The organism is Neobacillus sp. DZ-9 (assembly GCF_059587065.1).
This window is the reverse complement of the sequence record NZ_JCAIOL010000016.1, coordinates 1-22,384: the sequence shown is the minus strand read 5'-3', so window position 1 is coordinate 22,384 and position 22,384 is coordinate 1. Positions and strand designations below refer to the sequence as shown.

General features: G+C 41.2%; 9 protein-coding genes and 1 rRNA gene. 4 read left to right on the top strand and 6 right to left on the bottom strand.

The window, feature by feature from the left end:
- Positions 1-422 precede the first annotated feature (422 nt).
- The 4 genes from AC59HZ_RS28315 to AC59HZ_RS28300 form a co-directional block, all read right to left on the bottom strand.
- Entirely contained in the window at positions 423-4,640 is a 4,218-nt protein-coding gene (locus AC59HZ_RS28315) for a S8 family serine peptidase (protein ID WP_496549103.1), read from the bottom strand.
- Positions 4,641-4,950: 310 nt separating this feature from the next.
- Positions 4,951-5,370, bottom strand: a complete 420-nt coding sequence (locus AC59HZ_RS28310; RefSeq protein ID WP_496549102.1) for a VanZ family protein — start codon at positions 5,368-5,370, stop codon at positions 4,951-4,953.
- Positions 5,371-5,630: 260 nt separating this feature from the next.
- Positions 5,631-9,788 (bottom strand): S8 family serine peptidase, encoded by a 4,158-nt coding sequence (locus AC59HZ_RS28305; protein ID WP_496549101.1) that lies wholly within the window; start codon positions 9,786-9,788, stop codon positions 5,631-5,633.
- 503 nt (positions 9,789-10,291) lie between these two features.
- Positions 10,292-15,067 carry a 5'-nucleotidase C-terminal domain-containing protein gene (locus AC59HZ_RS28300; RefSeq protein WP_496549100.1) on the bottom strand — a complete coding sequence of 1,592 codons (4,776 nt, stop codon included), beginning with the start codon at positions 15,065-15,067 and terminating at the stop codon, positions 10,292-10,294.
- Positions 15,068-15,651: 584 nt separating this feature from the next.
- On the opposite strand from AC59HZ_RS28300, the gene AC59HZ_RS28295 reads away from it, so the two are divergent.
- Positions 15,652-17,559, top strand: a complete 1,908-nt coding sequence (locus AC59HZ_RS28295) for a hypothetical protein (protein WP_496549099.1) — start codon at positions 15,652-15,654, stop codon at positions 17,557-17,559.
- 17 nt (positions 17,560-17,576) lie between these two features.
- Here the strand turns inward: AC59HZ_RS28295 and AC59HZ_RS28290 are convergent, their stop codons facing one another.
- A complete protein-coding gene (locus AC59HZ_RS28290; protein WP_496549098.1) occupies positions 17,577-18,503 on the bottom strand; it encodes a CPBP family glutamic-type intramembrane protease in 927 nt (308 codons plus the stop codon).
- 356 nt (positions 18,504-18,859) lie between these two features.
- On the opposite strand from AC59HZ_RS28290, the gene AC59HZ_RS28285 reads away from it, so the two are divergent.
- The 3 genes from AC59HZ_RS28285 (at position 18,860) to AC59HZ_RS28275 (ending at position 21,997) form a co-directional block, all read left to right on the top strand.
- Positions 18,860-19,165, top strand: a complete 306-nt coding sequence (locus AC59HZ_RS28285; protein WP_496549097.1) for a DUF4359 domain-containing protein — start codon at positions 18,860-18,862, stop codon at positions 19,163-19,165.
- Positions 19,166-19,380: 215 nt separating this feature from the next.
- The gene (locus AC59HZ_RS28280) at positions 19,381-19,977 is read left to right on the top strand and encodes a DUF5317 domain-containing protein (protein WP_496549154.1); all 597 of its coding nucleotides are present in this window, start codon (positions 19,381-19,383) and stop codon (positions 19,975-19,977) included.
- A gap of 172 nt (positions 19,978-20,149) precedes the next feature.
- Positions 20,150-21,997, top strand: a complete 1,848-nt coding sequence (locus AC59HZ_RS28275) for a diguanylate cyclase (RefSeq protein WP_496549096.1) — start codon at positions 20,150-20,152, stop codon at positions 21,995-21,997.
- 121 nt (positions 21,998-22,118) lie between these two features.
- Here the strand turns inward: AC59HZ_RS28275 and rrf are convergent.
- Positions 22,119-22,235, bottom strand: a 5S ribosomal RNA gene (gene rrf / locus AC59HZ_RS28270).
- Positions 22,236-22,384 lie beyond the last annotated feature (149 nt).

Here is a 22,384-nt window from a genome sequence, read left to right as displayed (position 1 = left end):
TTTCCCCCCACTATAAATTACTCTATCTATTAAACTATTATTTTTACTTTTGAAAAAGTTGCTTAAGGATGAGGATGGTTACGTGGAAAATAAGCATTAATAACTAATTGATTTATAATACACTATGACGATTATACTAAATTCCCAATTTTATGGATATGGAAAATCTAGTAAACGACTCTACTAGCCTATCCTTCCCAAGACAACTTTCCCGTTCAAAACTATTATGTATACCTATATTCTCTCATTTTGTCACAATTTTTCAACAAAAAATTTGAAAATTATGTCGTTTTTAACATATTTGTCATATGAAGTTAATAATTGGAACTACAAAAAAAGACGAACAGATCACACTGCTCGCTTTTTTTGCTAGTATCCGTTGTATGTGGACTAATGTCCTAGGATGGTGCCTGACACCATAATTATTTAATCCACGCTCCGTCGCTGCCGACTCTGTAGCCGTTGATGGTGGTGTTGACGGCGAGTTGGCCGGATTGGTAGAAATAGAACCATTTGCCGCTTAGTTGAATCCAACCGGTAACCATTTCACCCTTGGAATTTAAATAGTACCATTTGCCAGTCGGGGCAATCCAGCCGGTTTGCATCGTGCCTTCTGCTCCAATGAAATACCATTTATGATTTTCATACACCCATTGATTGACAGCCATCGCACCGTTTTTATTTAAGAAATACCATTTGTTTTTGTACTTTAACCAGCCGGTTTGCATTTTACCATCGGCATTTAGATAATACCAGGAATTTTTATCCTTAACCCAGCCTGACGTTTTGACACTGTTGGTTAAGAAATACCAGGAACCGTTCTCCTGAACCCATCCGTTGACATTTGCCCTTTGGATGGAAAGTTCTTTTACGGTTTCATTTCCTGCCAGGTCACGCAACTTTAAACTGATTTTGTTTTGCCCCGGTTCTAAGGCAACCTTAACTTCGACTGAGTCATTCGCCGGTGCCAGTACATCAACCGGGCCAACAACAGCCTTCTCAAACTCGTGATTATCATTCACGAATAAGGATAGATAGTTAAAATTATCCTTCAGGTTAAGTTTAAGCGTGATTTCATCAACACTTTCAGGGACAAGGCTTGGCACTTTCAGATCAATGATTGGTGCTGTTGAATCAATAAACACCTTCCGGGAAATCGACGATGCTTGACCAGCGTTATCCACCGCTTTTACAATGACATCATAGAAACCATCCTTCTCAAAGGCCACTGTGGTCGAATAGGAATACATGCCAGGTCCAGTTTGTGAAAACGAAACGTCTTTATTATTTACCGTCAGAGATTTTAATCCTAATTCTTCGAAAACAATGCCGCTTACTGGAATTTCTTTAGCATTGTATGCACCATATGGCATCGTGGACCAAGGATCGATGATGATCATCGGTTCTGCGTCCTCAACCTCGCCAACCGGAACCGAATCGCCGCCAAAGTTAAAGGCATAGTCGACAGCAAGAACATCGATAATCGCATTTTCTGGCAGATCCTTCAACACATACCGGTTCACATCAGGCGTGACTTCATCAATGATTTCCCCATTGACAAAGATGGCATATGCCTGAACCCCTGAGCCGTCTTCAACCGTATCCCAAACAACGGATGAGGTTTTTTCATTATACTTGGCTTTAATTTGCGGTGCGGTTGTATCAACCAATACCGGAATATCCTTTGTTTGATATTGCGCTCCTGCATAATCTATGACGGACTTGATTTGATAATAGTACAAGCCGTCCTTGACTGTTTTCCCATTTACTTTGCCATCCCATGTCCGGTCATAGTTGTAGGAAAAAGGCATGCCAAGACCATCATCAAAATAATTTTTAAATACGTCCTTTTCTATTTTTACACGGCGTAGTAATTTTTTATTTTCATCTAAAATATTGAACTGTACATCTGAAGCATTTCTTAAAAATGCTGGAATAGCATTAATATCATCGTGCATCCAGTCCCCATTTGGCGAGAATGCATAGACGTTCTTTTCTGGAACGGGTGCTAAAAACCAGTCATCGGAGAGCATATCATGCACTGGCTCTTCGTATTTATTACCCTCTTCATCTTCCCCGTCAAACAATCCTGTCAGATCAAAGAAACGAGATTCCCCTAAATCCTTAAAGCCGTCAAGTATCGATGGACGATCCCACTTCCCATAAAAGCCAACATAAGGGATGGTCAGGTCTGGACTAAGCTCTTTTTTACCTTCTGTGGTCCTGTCCGCATCCGTTAATCGGACAAACCCCTCAACAAACATATCTTCCATTAAAGGGACTGTCGTTTTGTTTCCATCTGTGTCAATAGCGGGTACCTTTGCCCCACTTAAATCAACATGAATAATTAGATCTTTAGATCCTCCTGCAGGAACCATAATGGTTCTTGGGCCATCCCATTTCACTCCCTGCAATTGCCCTTCCATCAAAGCGTTATGTGCTTCGCCTTCTGAATTCTCTTTAAGAGTATCGGCTAACACATCCGTTCTGACATTATACGTCACATCTTTATCTGAAATATTTTTAGCCGTCAGGGTCATGGTGAATTCTTTTGTTGTAAAATCCTTCAGTTCAACCTTCGCAGCACCAGTACTTTTGTTAACAACATAAACAGGTGTTTTCACCGCATTATAGGTCTGCATCATCCCGGCACCCTGCTGGCGCGGTGAAAATGGATGTCCATTAACATCATCAATGACTTTTGCCGTATTCATTAATAATGTCTTGGCAAGATGGGTGCGTGCGCTGACTGAAAGACCTTTGAAACGGCTGTCGTTCTGTAAAAATTGCTGGATGAGTGCTGAACCGCCGGCCACATGCGGCGCCGCCATAGAAGTACCGCTATATACCCCATATTGATTATCATTTAACGTCGAAAGGATTTTTCCGCCAGGAGCGGTGATTTCCGGTTTTAACTCAAGGGATGGTGTTGTACCCCAAGAGGAAAATTCCGTCATCCTGCCAGTTTCCGGATCGAGCTGCTCACCCGATTTTGTTACGTGAAGGGTTGTATGGCCTTCCGCAATCGCTGTTTCAAGGGCCGCACCCTCTTCTGCCGAGATCAGCATAAATGGTATATCCCAGCCGCCTTGATTTTTATAAAGGGTTTCGCCGCTGCTATTATAGACGATAATCCCAGCAGCTCCGGCCTCTGCGGCAATCCAGGCTTTATCAGCAAAGGATAACTCGCCACGCTCTAGGACGACAATTTTCCCGGCCACATCCAATCCTTCATAGTCTTCAGGATAACCAGGTGCTCCATTCAAACTTACTAGCTCTAATGACTCGTTTTCTGAAGCAAGCTTAGACCAGTCATCAATTCCGTACCCTGTGAAAGGATTCCCCTCAACACCATCGATTGTAAGGGAATGCTGATATTGCATGGAAACATTTCCAGATGCTGCGACTGAAATGGCATCAGGATTGATTCCCGGTGCTCCGACCACTCCGATATCAGGGTTCTTATAGAAAGGGTTGTCCCATCCATAACCAATCGTATTCGAGTTTCCTGCAGAAGTTGAACAAACGATTCCATTGTTGGTAGCTCTTGCGATCGCTATGTCTTCAGCACTTTGCTCTTGATAAAAAGAGGCAACTTCGCCGAGGCTCATATTCAAGACGTCTGCCCCAAGCTTAATCGAATCGTCGATGGCCGCTAAATACACATCAGACCATGTAGAAGGGAACAGGATGTCGTTACTGAAAACTTTCATCGCAAGCACCTGGGATTCCGGAGCCACCCCTTTGATGCCGCCCGCTTCTTCATCACCATTTGCTGCGACAATCCCGGCCACATGCATGCCATGCATGCCCGTAGCTCCCTTATCGAGAATCGTGTCGTTTTGGTCAAAGTAATTGTACCCATATGGGACTTTATCCGTGAAAAATTTACCCTTTAACCCGTCTTTACTCACGATCGTCGCTACATTATCCTTTGTAAGACCTTCCTTGGATGGATCCGTCAGGACAAAATCCTTATGGGATGGGTCTATGCCTGTGTCGATGACCGCCACCACCATACCTTCGCCTTTTAATTTGGCATCGGCCCAGGTTTGGCTCGTTTGGATAAACGATTTGCTCGTTTTCATATCCGGTTTTTCTTCGGGACGTTTATATTCATTGGCTAAGTAAATATGTTTAATGCCGTCAATTTCTTCAAGCTTGGAAATATCACCAAATTGCACTTCACCGCTGAAGCCATTAAAGGCGGTGGAGAAGTGATTTTTGTATGTAAACTTAACTCCTTTAGCCTTAATTTTGTCTTTTACTGTTTTTTGCTGTTTGACAAGCTTTTCGCCAACAGAGGATTTTGTGCTCTCTGATAATTCTTTGTACAATTTCCCCTGCTCGGTGGCCAGCTCGACTGGTGTCTGTCCTTCGACCTCCACGATTACACGGACTTTGTCCTGCGCCTTAAATTGCGCCTTAACCTTATTCTTTAGTTGAAACTTTTCGCCGCTTTTTACATTTAGTTTCTTTTTAAACTGCTCGATCATGGTGGTGTAATCTTTTTTTGGCACCTGCGCTTGTGTTGTTGCTGCTTTGGATGGTGCGGCAAATCCGAGATTGGATAGCACCAATGCGGACGCCAACGCGTAACTAGTCATTTTTTTTCTCTTTTTCAATGACTTAAAACTCATTCCGTTTTCCCCCTAATAGACACGACTTACACTTAAACATTTCTATTCTAGTAGTCTATTACATATTTGTTAGAAAAATCCAAATGCTAATTCAATTTTAGTAGAGTAAGAGGAATGGGTCAATGGTATTGAAAAATTATTAGGGGTTGGTGCAGCTACTTATGACATATTTCGAGGGACTTATGACACATTTTGAGGAACTAACTACATATTTTCAGGAATTTACGACCGATTTTTTGAAGTTTTCAAAATTTACTGGATACTAATTAGAAATCTCACCATTATGGACATGAAAAAAGCCACTCCCTCATTAGGAATGACTTATTTCCTTCGAATTCCTTGCGTTCACAAAGCTGCCTATGGCTAATGACAGAATTATACCAGCACTATCAATCCCGATATCAAACAGCCTGCCGTCCCTGGTGAAATATAATTGAAGAAACTCGGTAAATATTGCATAGGAGCCCGCAAAAATAAAGACCTCAAATTTGGAACGAACTTTGGTCTGAAGTAATAGCGCTAAGATGCAAAAGGCAGTCAGGTGCCCTATTTTTTGTATGATGAAATCCATGTTTATACTAACAGGAAGGGGCTCCAGTAACTCCGTAAACTGCGGGTGCGCATCCCACTTGAAGTGAACCGCTCCTGTTGCCAGCAATTCCGAAAAGTTTGCGGTACAGGTAAAAACAAAGATTGATAATGTCCAAAATAGGATAAAGATTACTCTCATGAATGGTTCCTCCTTCAAAATCCATTTTCGACTTAGAAGGAGAAAAGTATACACAAGAAAAGCGGAAGCGCCTTGGTAAGCCCCGACAAGCATAAGACGCTCCCAAAAAGAAGGCGCTTTTTGCCTTCTATTTGGGAGTGGCTTATGACCTCGAGGGGCTAGGCGCTGGAGCTGGACAATTCTCAAAGTCGACAATTATACGCTTATCAAGCGAAAAGGCGAACAGATGGGAATCTGTTCGCCTTCATTGGATCTCGTTATTACTTAATCCAGGCTCCGTCTTTTCCTAGCTTATAGCCGTCTACAGTTGTGTTAGCAGCCATAACGCCATTTTTGTTTAGGTAGTACCATTTGCCGTTAATTAGTTTCCAGCCAGTTGCCATAGAACCGTTACCGTTTAGGTAATACCACTTACCATCTTCTAATAACCAGCCAGTCTTCATAGCGCCAGACTTAGTTAGATAATACCAAGCGCCTTTATCAAATACCCAGCCAGTAGCCATTTGGCCGTCATTCTTCAGGAAGTACCAATTGCCGCCGTCTTTAACCCAGCCCGTTGATTTAACATCATTTACATAATAGAACCAAGAACCATTTTCCATTTTCCAGCCATTCTTCTGTACGACTGCATCCTGACGGTTGATGACAACTTCCTTCACTGTTTCATTACCGGAAAGGTCTTTTGCTCTTAAGGTTACTTTGTTTTCGCCTTCCTTAAGTGGTACAGTTACGGAATAGTTTTTATTCAATGGTTGAATATCATCAATCGGGCTTACTTTTGGAACTTCAAACTCGTTATCTTCATTTACATAGAAGCTTAAGTAGTGGAAGTTATCCTGAAGGTTCACATTTAAGGTAACCTTATCCACATTCTTATCTACACGGGAAGGTGCGTTTACGTTGATTACTGGTTTAGTTGTATCGATAAAGACTTTACGTGCAATCGAAAAGGACTTATTAGAGTGATCTGTCGCTTCAACCGTTATATCATATAAGCCGTCCTTATCAAACTTAACAGTTGTATCGAAGTAGAATTTGCCATCTTCTTCATTTTGCGAGAATTCAACGTCTTTTCCATTTACTTTAATGGCTTTGATGCCAGTATCATCAGAAACGAATCCTTTTACAGGAACTTCTTTTGTACTGTATGCGCCCCATGGCTCTGGTGAATTTGGAATATAATTTCCATCATCATCTTTCGATCCATCAGATATGATGATTAGCGGCAGGTCTACATCACCGATTGCAGCGGTATCATAGCCAACGTTTCCAGCATTATCAAAAGCCACTACCTGAACAATTGCTTTATCAGGAACTGGAGTTTCTTGGCTGGCAAATGAGTAAGAAGTTGCCTTGCCATCTACTTGAGCTACTTCTTCGCCATTTACAAGAATAAGGTAGCTTTCAACACCAGATCCATTTTCAGTTGTATTCCAAGTTACCGCTTGCTTTTCAGGATCGTAAGTAGAAGCAACCACTGGGTTAGTAGTGTCTACATAAACTGGAATTTTCTTCGATTGCCATTGGGCACCAGCATAGTCGACTACAGATTTAATCTCGTAGTAGTACAAGCCGTCTTTAACAGGTTGGCCATTTACTTTTCCATCCCAAACGCGGTCTGCTTTATAAGAGAACGCTGAGCCTTGTCCGCCATCGTAGGCATTTTTGTAAACATCAGATTCTGCCTTCACACGCTTAAGCTGATTGCCGTCCTTGTCCAAGATGTTGAATTGAACTTCAGCAGCATTTCTTAAGAAGGATGGAATTGGGTTGATTGTATCCAATAATCCATCTCCATTTGGTGAAAGAGCATAAAATTTGTTATCAACAGATGTGCCGAAGAATTGTCCGTCTACTTCTACGTCTGTACCGCCATCAAACAGACGATCCAAATTATAGTAACGGTTTTCGCCAAGAGTCTTAAATCCATCAACAATCTTTGGCTCATCCCACTTGCCATAGAAACCTACATATGGAACGGTTAAGTTTGGAACAGCTGCATCAGCGCTTACTAAGTTAACGGAACCTTCAACGAAAATGTTCTTTTTCAAGTTAATAGGAAGCTTAGGGTTGCCATCAGCGTCAACAACCGGGATTTTTGCATTTGTAAAATCAACTTTTACTGTAAAATCAACTGATTTTCCAGCTGGAACCGTTACTGTTTTAGGAGCATCCACCACTGCACCTTCAAGGTCCCCAGCAATAAGAGCATTGTTTTCTGGGCTATTTTTCACTTGTTGAATAGTATCTGTTAACACACTAGTATCTACAGTGTATGTTGCAGATTTATCTTTAGAGATATTTTTCACTGTGAATGTCATTTCGAATTTGCTAGTTTGGAAATCCTTCAATTCTACTTTTGAATCGCCAGTGGCTTTGTTTACAACATAAGCAGGTGTTGTAACAGCTGAATAGGTTTGCATCATTCCAGCACCTTCACGGCGTGGTGAGAACGGCTGGCCGTTTAAGTCTTCGATCACATGAGCTGTGTTCATTAATAATACTTTTGCCAGGTGCGTGCGGTCAGCAACAGAAAGGCTGCTAAAGCGGGCATCAGATTGCAAGTATTGCTGAACTAGAGCAGATCCGCCGGCAACATGCGGTGATGCCATGGAAGTACCGCTCATTACTTCGTATTGATCGTTGTTAACGGTAGAAAAAATATTTCCACCAGGAGCAGTAATTTCAGGCTTCAAGTGTAGATCCGGTGTAACACCCCATGAAGTAAAGCTTGTCATACGACCCATTTCAGGACTTTCTTGCTTATTGGCTGTAGCAACGTTGATGTACGTTGGACCATTAGCAATCTGCTGTTCAAGAGTTGCGCCTTCTGCCCCAGGGATTAACATGAATGGTACATTCCAGCCGCCTTGGTTATCGAACCATACACCATTTGTTTTATTATAAACAATGATCCCTGCTGCACCTGCATCGGCAGCATTTTTCGTTTTATCAAAGAAAGATAAAGTACCGCGTGGAACTAGTACTACTTTACCTTTTACATCAACATTATTATAGTCTTCTGGAGAACCAACCTTATCGCCTCCAAGACTGACAAGTTGAAGTTTACCGCCGTTGTCTGCAGCCAGCTTTGACCAATCGTCAATACCTTTACCTAAAGCTGTGAATCCTGCTAGTCCGTCAACTGTAACATTTGTTTGATACAAGAATGCTTCGTTGCCAGAAGCAGCTACAGAGATACCGTCAGGATTTAAACTTGGTGCCCCCACAACACCGATATCAGGGTTTTCAGCATATGGGTTTTTCCAGCCGTCACCGATATGGTTGGAGTTACCAGCAGACATTGCACAAACGATTCCGTTGGCAGTAGCGCGCTTAATCGCAAGGTCTTCTGCTCCGTTTTCTTGATAGAATGCAGCGACATCACCAAGGCTCATGTTTAGAACATCGGCACCTAGTTTAATAGAGTCATCAATCGCTGCAAGATAGACGTCAGACCATGTAGATGGGTAAATTGGGTCGTTAGAGAATACCTTCATCGCAAGAACTTGCGCTTCCGGTGCAACCCCTTTAACACCGCCATTAGCTTCGTCACCGTTTGCTGCTACGATACCAGCAACGTGCATACCGTGCATGCTTGCGCCAGGTCCTAAGTCAAGGATGGTGTTGTTTTGATCATAGTAGTTGTAACCATAAGGAACCTTGTCAGTGTAGAAATGTCCTTTTAAGCCTTTGTCAGCTACAATTTTATCAACCGCTGGTTTCGTTAATCCTTCTTTCGAAGTGTCAGTCAATTTAAAGTCGCGATGGCTTGGGTCCACACCAGTGTCGATTACCGCTACAACCATACCCTCGCCTTTAAATCCGGCATCTTTCCAAGTTGTCCGGGATTGAATGAAGTTGTGGCTCGTTTTTAGATTTGGTTCCATTTCAGGCTTTTTATACTCATTTGCTAAGTAAACCGCTTTTACACCGGAAACGCTTTCAATCTTAGCGAGGTCGCCGTAAGCCATTTCACCGCTGAAACCATTGAAGGCAGTGGAATACTTTTGTTTGTACTTAATCGCTACACCTTTAGCCGCAATTTTATCTTTTACAGACTTTTGCTGACTTTCAGCTTTGGCAGCGATTGAAGATTTTTTATCTTCTGATAATTCTTTATATAGGACACCTTGACTGGTTGCATATTCAACTGGAGTTTGTCCGTCAACCTCTACGATAACACGAACCTTGTCAGTCGCTTTAAGATTGTCGCGTGCACTAGTTTTAGCTGCATCTTTTTTAAATACAGTTCTTGTTTGGTTTTGCTTGAATTGCTTAAGCTTTGCTTCTAAATCACCTGGCTTGTAAGTTGCAGCCTTAGTTTGGGAAACAAAATTGAAGTTTGTTAGTACAAGAGCAGACGCTAATGCGTATGTAGCAATTTTGCGTTTTTTATTGTGGTTCTTTTTACTCATTAAAGATTTCCCCCCTAATGTAAAATATGTAATTCTACTTATTTGTTTATCCCTTTTTCTATCAAGTTAGAAAAGTCGGAATATACAAATATAATTTTAGTATTTTTGTCTAGAATTGGCAATAGATTATTCGGAGAACGAAGAAGTATTTTTCGCAATTTTCGACAAAAAGGAGTGCGACTATAGTCATATATAGGTTCATGTCTCCACAATACGGCATATTGGGAAAAAAAATTTGTATTTAGATGTTTTTTATAGATTCATCTTGTCATATTCATGAAGATCATTTTTTGTAAAAATTGAGAGAATAGACACGGAGCGTGCCATTTTATTGTGTCGGAAAGGCATGATTCATATGGTTTCTCGGTTAAAATAGGGCATTTAATAGAGCTTTTATCTAATAAAACAAGCTGCCTATTTCCTGGTTGGGGAATGTTATTTCTATATTAAAATAGAAAAGACCAACCCTTCTAAGTAGAGTTGGTCTTTTTTACTATGAGTTATCAGCGGATCCAAGCGCCGTCAGCGCCGAGCTTATAGCCCTGAATAGTGGTGTTTTTAGCCATTTTTCCAGTTGTATATAAGTAGTACCATTTACCTCCTGTATACAACCAGCCGGTTTGCATAACACCGCTTTTATTCATGAAGTACCAGGAGCCATTGACATAGGCCCAGCCAATTTTCATGGCACCGGATGCGTCGAGATAATACCATTTTCCATCTGGTTTAATCCAGCCTGTTTGCATCGCACCAGAAGAGGCTAAGAAGTACCACTTGCCGGCGTCCTTCACCCAGCCTGTTTTCATGACACCGTCGGAGTTCAAGAAATACCATTTCCCCTTGTCCTTCACCCAGCCGGTTACAATACCGTCTTCATCCTGGAAGTACCACTGTTTACCTGAAAATACCCAGCCTAGCTTTAAGGCACCTGTATCTTCATTAAAGTAATACCACTGTCCCTCGATATCAACCCAGCCAATTTGATTCACACCATATTCGTCAAAATAGTAGAGTTCATCATCAATGTAGTTCAATCCAATTGTCATGATGCCGTCTGGATCGAAATAATAGAACTCATCGTCAATTTGTGCCCATCCGGTGATCATGGCGCCAGTCTCATCGAAGAAATACCAATTGCCCTCAATCTCAACCCACTCTGTCTGTAAGACGCCGTCTGTTCCAAGGTGATAACGATTGCCGCCTAAATCCAGCCATCCTGTTTGCATAGTGCCGCTGGCATTAAAGAAATAGACATTTCCAGCAATTGTGATCCAGCCGGTCTGCATTGCCCCGTCGGTTCCGAGGTAATATTTTTTGCCATTTATTTCAACAAGTCCGGTTTGCATAGCACCATCTGCACCAAGGAAATACCACTTTCCAGCAGCATTAACCCAGCCCGTTTTCATGACACCGTTAGGACCGAAGAAATAGCTTAACTTTTCTATCGTTACCCAGCCGGTCTGCATCACTCCATCTTGGTTAAGGTAATATTTATTACCTTCTAATTCTAACCAACCAGTATGGATGACCCCATTTTCATAGTAATACCATTTACCGTCTGCCTGCACCCAGCCATTTTGCTGCTGCGGCTCTGCACCGGCCGTGATTCTGTCCTCAACTGATGGAGAAACCGGGATATTTTTTGCAAAATAATCCGTTAGAATTTCATAGTCGACAAGAAGAAGTTCGTGAATGCGTCCTTCTGTTTTCGCTTGTTTGAAGACAGTATAACCGTCACCGCCATCTGCAACGAATGCATTCGTTGCGACAGAATAGGTTTTCGCCAAATCGATTGGCTCAAAGCCGTGCGCGGTTTTAACCTTCACATCCCAAACTCTATCAAATGCAGGTTTAGCAGGATCATATTTAAATTGAATACCAGAAACCTGCATGAATTGACCTGCACCGCTTTCCACCTTACTGACACTGTGTTCAAGTGCCTTCCAGATTTCGGCTCCGGTCAGATCTAATGTAACTAGTAAGTTAGCAAATGGCATAACCGTGTAAATTTCACCAAGCGTGACATCTCCCTGGTCAATCGAGGCACGGATGCCGCCGCCATTTTGCATTGCGATAAAGGTTCCAGGCACCAGTTGATTAGCTCTATAGGCCATCGCATCGGCAACAAGGTTACCTAAGTTCGTTTCCTTGTAGCGTACATTTGTGCGTTCACCATCTAGAAGAACATTAGAAGATCCGACAACTGTCTTTTTCAACTCTTCTAGCGGAGCTTTTAATTCGTTCACCTTCTCCTGTGCTGCTGCATCAGGCACAACCGTAGAATTTGGCCCTAGGTCAATCAGCTTGCCGTTCTGCGCAGTCACCACACCATTTTCGTCAAAGCTAACATTTAATAGACCCAAATATTTGAGGTATTCGTTTGCTTGAACAATGACGGTTGGTTCTGCTTTTTCAATCACAACTGGCTGATCAAGCTTTGTGTGGGTATGTCCTCCCACGATAATATCGATCCCATCCACCGCTTTTGCAAGCTCCTGGTCTGGTCCATAGCCTAAATGAGATAGAACGACAATTTTATTGACTCCTTCAGCTTTAAGCGCCGTAACTGTTGCTTTCGCTTTTTCTGTCGCATTTTCAAACACAATCTCATCGGATGGATTCGCAAGGTAGGAAGTGTCCTCCGTTGTTAACCCGAAAATGCCGACTTTTTCACCATCAACCGCTTTGATGATTGCTGGATAAATATTGCCGCCTTCTGGCGAGTCACTGATTTGATTTTTGAAAAGCGGTCCTAAAGTAGGATCCTTGGTTACGTTGACGTTTGCACTTAGCATTGGGAACTTCATGTCTTGAATAAAGCTTGCCAGAGTGGCAGAGTCCTTATCAAATTCATGGTTACCAAATGTCATCGCATCATAGCCAAGCGTGTTCATAAAGCCTAAATCAGCTTTTCCAAGATATTGATTGAAGTAAAGCGTTCCCGAAAACACATCCCCTGCGTCAACAAGCAAGGCATTTTGCTTTTCGGCTCTCACTTGGTTGACGGCCGTCGTCAACTTTGGATACTGTTCCACATTAGCATGTGTATCGTTCACGTGCATGATTGACAGGTCAATGGCCTTAGGAGCCGGAGGCGCAGTTTCTGTTTTCAGGTTGAACTGCCCCAGTACTGCATCATGGTCACTGACACGTCCCTGTGCTGCCGTGAATGGTGAATTCAAGTGGACGATGTCAATTTCGGAACGATCTGCTAGATTGTTAGACACGAGCATGTGATCAAGCACTTGCGAGTTTCCTTGATAGCTGTAGGTAAAGCGATCAGGTGCAGGAACTTTTTCGATTAAGTTTGCTAATTCTGTTCCTTTTAGTGTCGTTAACGGATTGGAGAATTCAAAGTCGTTCAAGTCACCAAGTACGACGACATTCGCATCCGCATTTTTACTTTTTACATCTTTAATAAAGTTGTTAACGATGCCGGCGATTTGCACCCGTTTGGCTTCACTGCCCAGTACCGGCGGTTGATTTTTTCCAAAAATCGGCTGGTCGCCGCCCTTGGAGTTAAAGTGGTTGGCAATGACAATTACGTCTTCGCCTTTAAAGATAAATTCAGCAGCAAGCGGTTTACGGCTGGAAGAGAATGCCGAATTAGCCGGATCGATTCTTCCCGGGTTCAAGGTTAACGAGCCATTTTCATAGCCGACAGCTTGTGTGGCGGTACCTTTTGCCGCACCTGCCTTTAAGGTGACGCGGTCAGGATTGTAAATGAAGCCGACACGAATGTTGCCATTTGGAGCGCCGCCGTCCTGATTGTCAACAGGCGCAATATCTGTCCACTTATAACCAGGTCCGCCGTTTGCTTTAATCGCATCGATCAGGGCCTGATAATTTTGTGAAGCATCTGTTCCACCGCCAGCTGTTTCACCGTTATTATCCTGGACCTCTACTAAACCGACTATGTCAGGAGTTTTCAGATTTTGTACAATCGACTGTGCGATTTTATTCGTTTTCGCTGCATCTGCTTTTGTATAGTTTTCCATATTATAAGAAGCCACAGTAAGCTTTTCGTCGTTCTTGACGATGTCGGTTACCTCTTGCTTATAATCGCTTTCCACCAGCTTTGGCAAAGCAGCTTCATCGGTAAGAATTTTATAGTTTTGGAAGGTATACGTAACGACTCCATAAACGGTACCTTCAAAGCGATCACCCGTTTTGGAAACAAAGTTTTTGTTGCCAAACAGCAGGTGCAGTCTTTCAGGGTTCATGTTGCCCTTTGTAATCGGAATTCCGCCTGGAGTTGTATAGTTCTTGCCATCAACTTTCCCGGCTATCACTGGAACCTCGCCGTATCTTTGCGGCGCAACTGCGACTGGATTTTCTATGGCCACCCGCATTCCTTCAATGCTTTCGAAAAAGTCGATTCCGTCTTCCTCAGGATCGAAGCTGGCAAATTTGTCATTATCTACGACTTGTGAAGGCGGGTTGATGTCTTTGCCAAAGACAAGGGCAGGCGGTAATTCTTGTCCGCTCGCTAGCTTAGTAGTTTTCCCTGCATTTGCATCGATTTCCGTGGATGGAAGGTCCGTTTCCAGCTTGTCGCTGTAGCCATCAATGACCCATTCCTTAACTAATCCGTCAACAGCCACCTTATCGCCTTTCACAAATCCGTGGGCTTTTTTGTAAACCAGGATCCCTTCGGAGGTTTTCGGATTATTGTCCGGAACTGCGTCCTGCATGTAGAAATTGTTTGCGTCCATCACCTGAGTGACGATTCCGGTCACCCCAGTAACATTTTTGCCATTGTATGGCGAAGTATGGCTTTCCCCTTGAATGGCACTGATTTTGATGCCATCTTCCGGGACTGGTGGCGGATCAACGGGACCGCCTCCGTCTGGAGCTGTAAAGCTCATGGCAGCTGGGGATTTTAATCCTGGCACACTAAAATAGGGGGTTAATGTTCCAGTGATAAAAACAACCTTCCCTATATTCGCAGGATTCGTTTTTAACCCAAACTCCGCTCTGAAACCTGAAGTTATTTGAACTGGAAGGATTTTTGCCGGGTCTGTTTCAGCTGCACTATCGGCAATACCAAAATTGAAATCATCTGGAAATGGTGCTGCAGTCTGATAGTTCGTTCCTGACTTTGCATAGCCGACAATATATCCTTTCACGGTTGCCGTTCCGGAGTTATTTGCAATGGCTTGTGCTACCGTTATGTAATTTTCTGCTGCATTCGCATGATGAAGGTATGGCAGTACGTAGCTTGCTAGTAATGTTAAAATAGTGGTTAAAATAAAAAGCTGTTTTTTAAAAAACCTCAATTTCTACGCCTCCTCTTTTTGAATGTTTATACCTGCGACTTAATGGTAGTAAACATACTAAATAGGCATTCCCCCTTCTAGTTACTTTTGTCGTTCACCTACTATTCTACTTTAAAACAATCTATCAATCTACAATATTTAACAATTTTACCAAATTAACACACCAAACTTACTTTATCTTTACAATCCATCCTAGACCAAAATCGTCATTTCTCGGGAAATCCCACTGTTTTACGTTGCATTTTCGTGAATCCAGTCGATTTTTATCGAGATATATCAGTTTTCCCATTCCTGGAAATCCATTATAATGGAAATAACTACTATTTTAGGAGGCTGAAGGTATGCCGCTTTTGCATATGAAGGAGATATTCACTCCCCTAAAACTAATAGGGATTAAAGTGTTTCGCTGTAAAGAAGGCAATACCTACATAAAGGTCCGGAACAGACCTCGGAAAAAAATCTTTTCGTAAAGAAGTCTAATGCTAGACTTCTTTATTTTTCTTAAAATATCCCTAAAAATTCCAGTATTTTTAAAAATTAGCTATAAAGTATAATACAAGTATTACTTGTTTTAGGGGGATGAAATGAGAAAGAATCTTTTATTTTTACTAGTTTTCCTTGGAGCGATATTCTCGCTGCCAAATCTATCGGAAGCGGCTGCCGATTCTGTCGTTCTTTTCGAGGATAAGACACTTGAAAAATCAGTCAGAGAGGCCTTATCCTTAACGGATGAGGAGCCAATAACAGAACAGAAACTCCAAGGGCTCGTTACTCTTGATGCCGAGGGGCTCGAGATTCATAGCTTGAAAGGTTTAGAGAAAGCAATCAACCTAGAAGAGCTCAATGTCTCTGACAATAATATAGAATCAATTGAACCAATCCTGAATTTGACAAAATTACAGGCAGCTAATATTTCCTATAACCCGATTGAAGACCTTGGGTATTTGATGCGGTTAATCTCCCTAGAGGAATTTGACATCAGCGGGACAAATATCACAAATATTTACCGCTTAACCACCCTGCCTAATTTAGCTTATGTATCTGTGATGGACTTAGATATTGATTGGTACAACGATAGAAATGCCTGGCAAACACTTGATATACTGTTCGAAGCAGGCGTTGAAATCGATTGTCCGCCTTATGGGCCTGTGGAAATTTTAGATGCCGTAACAAGTGAAAGCGCCATAAGAATCGAATGGGAATACCATGGCGATTGGGCAGAAAATACAAGCTATAAAATTTTCCTTAATGACGGAGAGTATGGAAAAAGCGAGGAAAAAACCTTCACGATTAAAGGCTTAAAGGCAAATACCGATTATTCGGTAACGATTGCAGTCCTAAAAGATGGCGTCGAAACAGGTGAAGAACAAACCATTGAGTTTACGACAGAGCCGCTTCCTTCCGGAAAAATCATTTCGATGGAAGATAAGGTTCTTGAGGGAATTGTAAAAGAGGAACTCTTGGTCTTTAACCGTAGTTTACAGATAAGCGATTTAGAGAGCCTGACCGAGCTTTCTGTTGAAAAAGACCTCGGTATCCGATCCCTGAAGGGTTTGGAATTTGCAGTTAATTTGACTGTCTTAGAAGTGCCGAGTAATTTAGTGGTTGACTTAAGTCCTCTCTCGCAATTAAAGCAGCTTCAATATTTAGATGTTAATATGAATAAAATTGCAAACTTTAAACCAATCAGCCAGCTGCCAAGTATAGAATATCTCGATGTTTCCTACAATCCTGCAACAGACCTTGCACCATTAAAATCGATTCCAAATCTGCAGGAAGTACACATTGATGATTTATATAATATCGTTTGGAAAAAGGGTAGTCCTGCGGATAAGATTGTAACCGAGCTGATTAATCGCGGTGTCTATGTGAATGTGTTTGAATATACTGGAAACCGTTATACAAATAATACGTGGGAATTGGCCTGGTACTTTAACGGGGTAGAACCTGTCAGCTTTGAATTGTATATGGATGATGAATTATTGGCCGAAATGGATGGAAACACCCATTATTATAAGTGGGAAGGGTTGAAGCCTTACGCAGGATATCATACATTTGACCTGATTGCAGTAGGCGATGAGGATACTTATGAGGCCGATACGTTTAATCTTTATACCCAATCATGGAATATTACCGGCTGGAGTCAGTTTGACTACAATTGGAATTATTTCGATCCAAAAACCTTCAAAAAAAGAACCGGCTGGCTTCAGGATGGAGGCAAATGGTACTACCTTGATGCGGACGGCATCATGAAGACCGGCTGGGTGTCCGTGAGCGGAAAGTGGTATTACTTTAACGGTAGCGGGTCGATGATGACTGGCTGGTTGTTCGACGGCGGGAAATGGTACTATTTAAATACCAGCGGCGCGATGGCTAGGGGCTGGTTGTTAATCAACAAAAAATGGTATTATTTCTACCCAAGCGGGGAAATGGCCAAAAATACGGTGATTGGCGGATATAAACTTGGTGCCGATGGTGCCTGGATAAAATAAAAAACAAAGGTACGGAATCAAAATGATTCCGTACCTTTTTCTTCGGGCAAATTTGATAATTCCTGCATACCCATCTGGTGTTTCGGGCGTTTTTGATGCATTTTTTCCAATGTATACAGCACCAGATGGACAAAAAGAACAACAAGCGCAAAATATTCAACGGCATAATCGATATAATACCATGACAAGGTGGCCGTGATATCGTAAAGCGAGTGGACGATAACCGTTAACCACAAGCTTCGCGTCCACAGGAGGATGAGGCCTAACAATAAACCCATGTTGCCGAACGTGACGATTGCCCCTAATTTAATCGACCACGGCTGCTCTGTATCCAAGGTGTGGTCAATTCCGAACATAATCGAGGTCAAGAACAAGGCGATCATCAGGAATCTGTCTCTAGAGCCGCTTTCCCAGCGGCGGCGGAAGATTTTTTTAAACACCATTAGCAGCAAAATGATATAACATAGGCGCCAGACCTCTTCTAAACCGGCAAGGGCATCCGTATATAAATCCTCGCCAATCGTATCGATCTTATCAAAAAAGGCCCAAACGGGACCATCCGTTGCGACTGTCTTATCGTCTTCCGCGGCGAAGGATTGATAGTCGGTATAATCCTCAACGTATTGGTCATAATCATCGTTGAAATCCGTAAACATCATACTGGAGTATATATTAATGATCGTGCTTCCGACGAAAAATATCAGAAAAGAACCGGTGAATTGCAGAATCCGCTGCCGGTTGGTTTTCTGTTGGGCACTCTCATAACCCAGCCGCCGGTATAGCTTCCATCCAACAAAAAAGGATGAAACCATAACCGCATCATACAGGGTACTGGCCATATAACTGTAACGGGCTAGATAAAGAAGGACTTCAGCGCCAATCGCCACAATGAGCATCGCAAAGAGTAACTTTTTCGATATCGGTTTAGTTAAATTTGATGTCATCCGCGTCATTCCTTGCCTGTGATTTTTGGGTGAAAAATCTCCTGTTATTTACCAAGAATATTGGCTGCCAGGATTCCGAGTCCGTTAAATAAAAGCAGGAATAAAGAGCAGGCTATGACCCACTTCCATTTTCTTGACATGGCAATTCTCCTTTAACATTTTACAAGATTATAATAGTTATAATTTAACATACTGGAAGGCAATTATCACCAAAATATTGTTTCCATTTTAATCATTTAATCGTTATTTTTTCAGCCCTTTTAACATATGAATGTACAAGCAGTGTGAGTTTATTTCCAAGCATTAATACATCTTATACTAGTTTTCACATTTTATTACGAATAGGGGTCTTTAAAATGAAACAGTTTGCTTCTATTATTCTGCTGGCTGTGGTGATTTTTGTATTATCCTCCACTAATCCTGATCGCGCAGAATATATCGACTGGATTAATCACAAAACGATGGACAAGTCATCAAATCTGCTGCAAAAAGGCATTCTCTCACTTGCTGGAAAACCTATTTTCGATGCAGGAACTAAACAATCCGATTACTTTATTTTTTCCATCTACGAAACAGATTTTTCCGATGTAGGAATGGGAAAAGTCAAATCCATTGGAATTTTTCATCAATTTATTCCGCTGTCGAGTTTTGAAAAGCAATAATAAAAGGCCGAATGGTAACCCACTCGGCCTTTTTGATTTTATTCGACTTTTTCCAGTTCGATAAAATTTTTCAAAAAATACTATATTTTTTCAAAATTCACTCTTGTATTCGACAATTCTAAAAACTATTATATTTATAGGATATTATTCCTATATAATAATTTCCAAATATATACATTTTATTTAAAATTTGCTGATAGGCAGGTTAATTGTTGATGGTTTTTGACGGAATTATTCTCTCATTTGTTATTGGTTTTTTGAGAAAAGGTAATTTAAGAGGTTTAGCACAGTTAAATCTAAAATGCGGTTGGATCTTCCCACTATTACTAGTAATAGAACTTGTCATTTTTACATTACAAAATGATTATAAATTCCTTGGTCAATTAAGCGGTTACATTTACATGGCCGTATATGTATTAGGATTAATATTTTTATTTTTGAATCGTAAAAATCCTGGTTTTCTACTAATTTTAATTGGGGTTTTTCTCAACTTTTTAGTGATGGCGGTCAATGGTGGCAGAATGCCGGTGTCCTTGGAGGCTGCTAAGGTTTTGGAGCCAGGATACCTGGATGTACTTAAAGAGGAATTATACGCAAAGCACGCCGTATTGACGGAATCAACAAAACTGGGCATTTTGGGAGATATCATCCCGATTACCAAGCCATATCCCAAAACTCAAATTATTAGTATCGGAGATATCATTATGAATATCGGGGGCTTCCTCTTTGTACAGTATTTAATGCTTAAAAATGCTAGAGCAGGAAGGCGTGATAAATTTTCATCCTCCATTAAGGGAGGTGAGACAGGATGAAACAGCAAAAGCCTGAAGGAATTAAATTAACAGGCATTCTTTACAATGCCATTATTATCGGTTCTTTAATCGTTGCTTTAACATCAGGAATGAAACTTATTTAATTAGGAAAGGGGAGAAGTAAACATATTTACTTCTCCCCTCTAAAATTTTTAGATAGAAGTGGTTGAAAATGGATAAAATGAAACAACCTGCTAACCTTTATTTATTTTTTGTAACGTTAATTGGGTGTTTGGGATTCCTCATCTTAAACCCATTTGATTATAATGTGGGGGATAAGATTTTAACAATCTTCGCTTTAGTTGGGGCAATTTTACTTCTTAACCATTACACGATTCCCATTCCGCCTGAAGGAAATTCCATTTCGATGGACTCCGCCATATATTTGGCCAGCATTTTTTATTTCGGTTTAGATTTTACTTTAGATATTTTATTGCTAAATTCCATTATTTATTTGCTTTATAAACGGAGGATTGCCTGGTGGAAGCATTTATTTAATTTCTCCATTTATTGTATTATGATTATCCTTTCCTTTTATTCTTTTATTCTTTCAACAGGTGATGTTGGGGTAATAAAAACGGTTCATTTAATACCATATATCATTTCTTTAAGTATTTATTTTATTTTAAATACAGCATTAATTAGTATGTACTTCTTTCTTCAACAAACAGAAAGCTCCATCAAATTAATGAGGGGCATTGTTAAAGATAAAACTTTTCTAGTAAGCTATTTGAGTACATTATTACTCTCGATGGTACTTGGAATTTTATTGCAGCATCATAAAATTTTTGGCCCCTTTCTCTTTGTTTGTATCGCTATTCTTTTATCAGTGGCTTTTAATCAGCATTTTCAGTTATATCAGGCTACACTGGACAAAGCGAATAAGGATTTCCTTACTGGACTTAATAACCATGGCTATTTTAAGGAACTTTTAGAAAAAGAAGTTTCCTTTGCAAAAGAAAATGAACACTCCTTAAGTCTTGTCCTTCTGGATTTGGATGATTTTAAAAAATACAATGACCTATTTGGACACATTCAAGGGGATCATCTTCTGCAGGAATTTGGGACACTTTTAAAAATGGAATCAGAAGCAAACAACTATACCGTTGCTAGATACGGAGGCGAAGAATTTTCAATTTTGATGCCCAGCACGAACCGCAAAACAGCCTTAGACTTTATGAATGGTCTTAGGAAGAAAGCAAATGATACCTATTATAAAGGGGTCGAGAAACTTCCCTATGGCTGTCTTTCATTTTCTGCTGGAATTGCTGAATGTGAAAAGGAAACATACAGTATTTCTGAGCTGCTCAATAAGGCAGATCAGGCAATGTACGTGGCAAAAGACCAAGGAAAAAATTTGGTCAGGGTATACAATGAACACTCTGAGTATTCGGTCCAGCGCTCTCTCGCTCTTGAAAAAGAGCTGGAAGAAGCAGAACAGCAATTAAAAATTTTCCTTTCGAAGGATGTTTATACCTATCGTCATAGTAAAAGGGTTTACCAATATGCTGTTGACTTTTCACGGCTGCTTCATTTAACTGACCACGAACGGAAAACGCTAATCCTTGGTGCTTTAATTCATGATATTGGAAAAATTGAAATCCCAAGGGATATATTAAATAAAAAAGGAAAGCTCGATCCGCATGAATGGGAAATGATGAAAAAGCACGTGACTTGGGGTAAAGAAATTATTTCAACCAATAAGAAATTAGAGGATTTAATCCCATTGGTCGAGCTCCATCATGAGCGCTTTGATGGTAAAGGCTACCCGTATGGTCTAGCCGGGAAATCTATCCCAAAGTTAGCCCGTATCTTGTGCGTCATTGACTCGTTTGATGCCATGACCACCGAGCGGCCCTATCAAAAGACGAAAACATTTAAAGAAGCCATTGTTGAATTACGGGCCTGTTCCGGGAAACAATTTGACCCACAATTCGTCGAGCCATTTATTGAACTAATTAAGCAGCTTGATAACTCGGGGGAAGAATTAGAAGAGATATCACCTGCTGTGAATAGTTAAAATCGCACTACAGCCATAAAAAAACAAAGGCGATGGAGAAAATCCGTTGCCTTTGTTTTTAATTTTCATTGCTTTTTTGGGTATACAAAAAAGAACAGCTTATTTAGCTGTCCCTTTTCGTGCCTGGCAACGTCCTACTCTCACAGGGGCGCGTGCCCCAACTACCATCGGCGCTGAGAAGCTTAACTTCCGTGTTCGGTATGGGAACGGGTGTGACCTTCTCGCCATAATTACCAGACTATATTAATAAGGGTTCATTCCCTCAAAACTAGATAATGCAGAAGAAGTTTGTAAAAACGAGTTCACCTTAATGACTTGGTTAAGTCCTCGAACGATTAGTATCAGTCAGCTCCACACGTCACCGCGCTTCCACCTCTGACCTATCAA

Excerpts from the sequence above, each read along its gene's own strand:
- AC59HZ_RS28290 (WP_496549098.1), bottom strand. The coding sequence starts at position 18,503 with ATGACATCAAATTTAACTAAACCGATATCGAAAAAGTTACTCTTTGCG.
- AC59HZ_RS28285 (WP_496549097.1), top strand. The coding sequence starts at position 18,860 with ATGAAACAGTTTGCTTCTATTATTCTGCTGGCTGTGGTGATTTTTGTA.
- AC59HZ_RS28280 (WP_496549154.1), top strand. The coding sequence starts at position 19,381 with ATGGTTTTTGACGGAATTATTCTCTCATTTGTTATTGGTTTTTTGAGA.
- AC59HZ_RS28275 (WP_496549096.1), top strand. The coding sequence starts at position 20,150 with ATGGATAAAATGAAACAACCTGCTAACCTTTATTTATTTTTTGTAACG.
- AC59HZ_RS28315 (WP_496549103.1), bottom strand. The coding sequence starts at position 4,640 with ATGAGTTTTAAGTCATTGAAAAAGAGAAAAAAAATGACTAGTTACGCG.
- AC59HZ_RS28310 (WP_496549102.1), bottom strand. The coding sequence starts at position 5,370 with ATGAGAGTAATCTTTATCCTATTTTGGACATTATCAATCTTTGTTTTT.
- AC59HZ_RS28295 (WP_496549099.1), top strand. The coding sequence starts at position 15,652 with ATGAGAAAGAATCTTTTATTTTTACTAGTTTTCCTTGGAGCGATATTC.
- AC59HZ_RS28305 (WP_496549101.1), bottom strand. The coding sequence starts at position 9,788 with ATGAGTAAAAAGAACCACAATAAAAAACGCAAAATTGCTACATACGCA.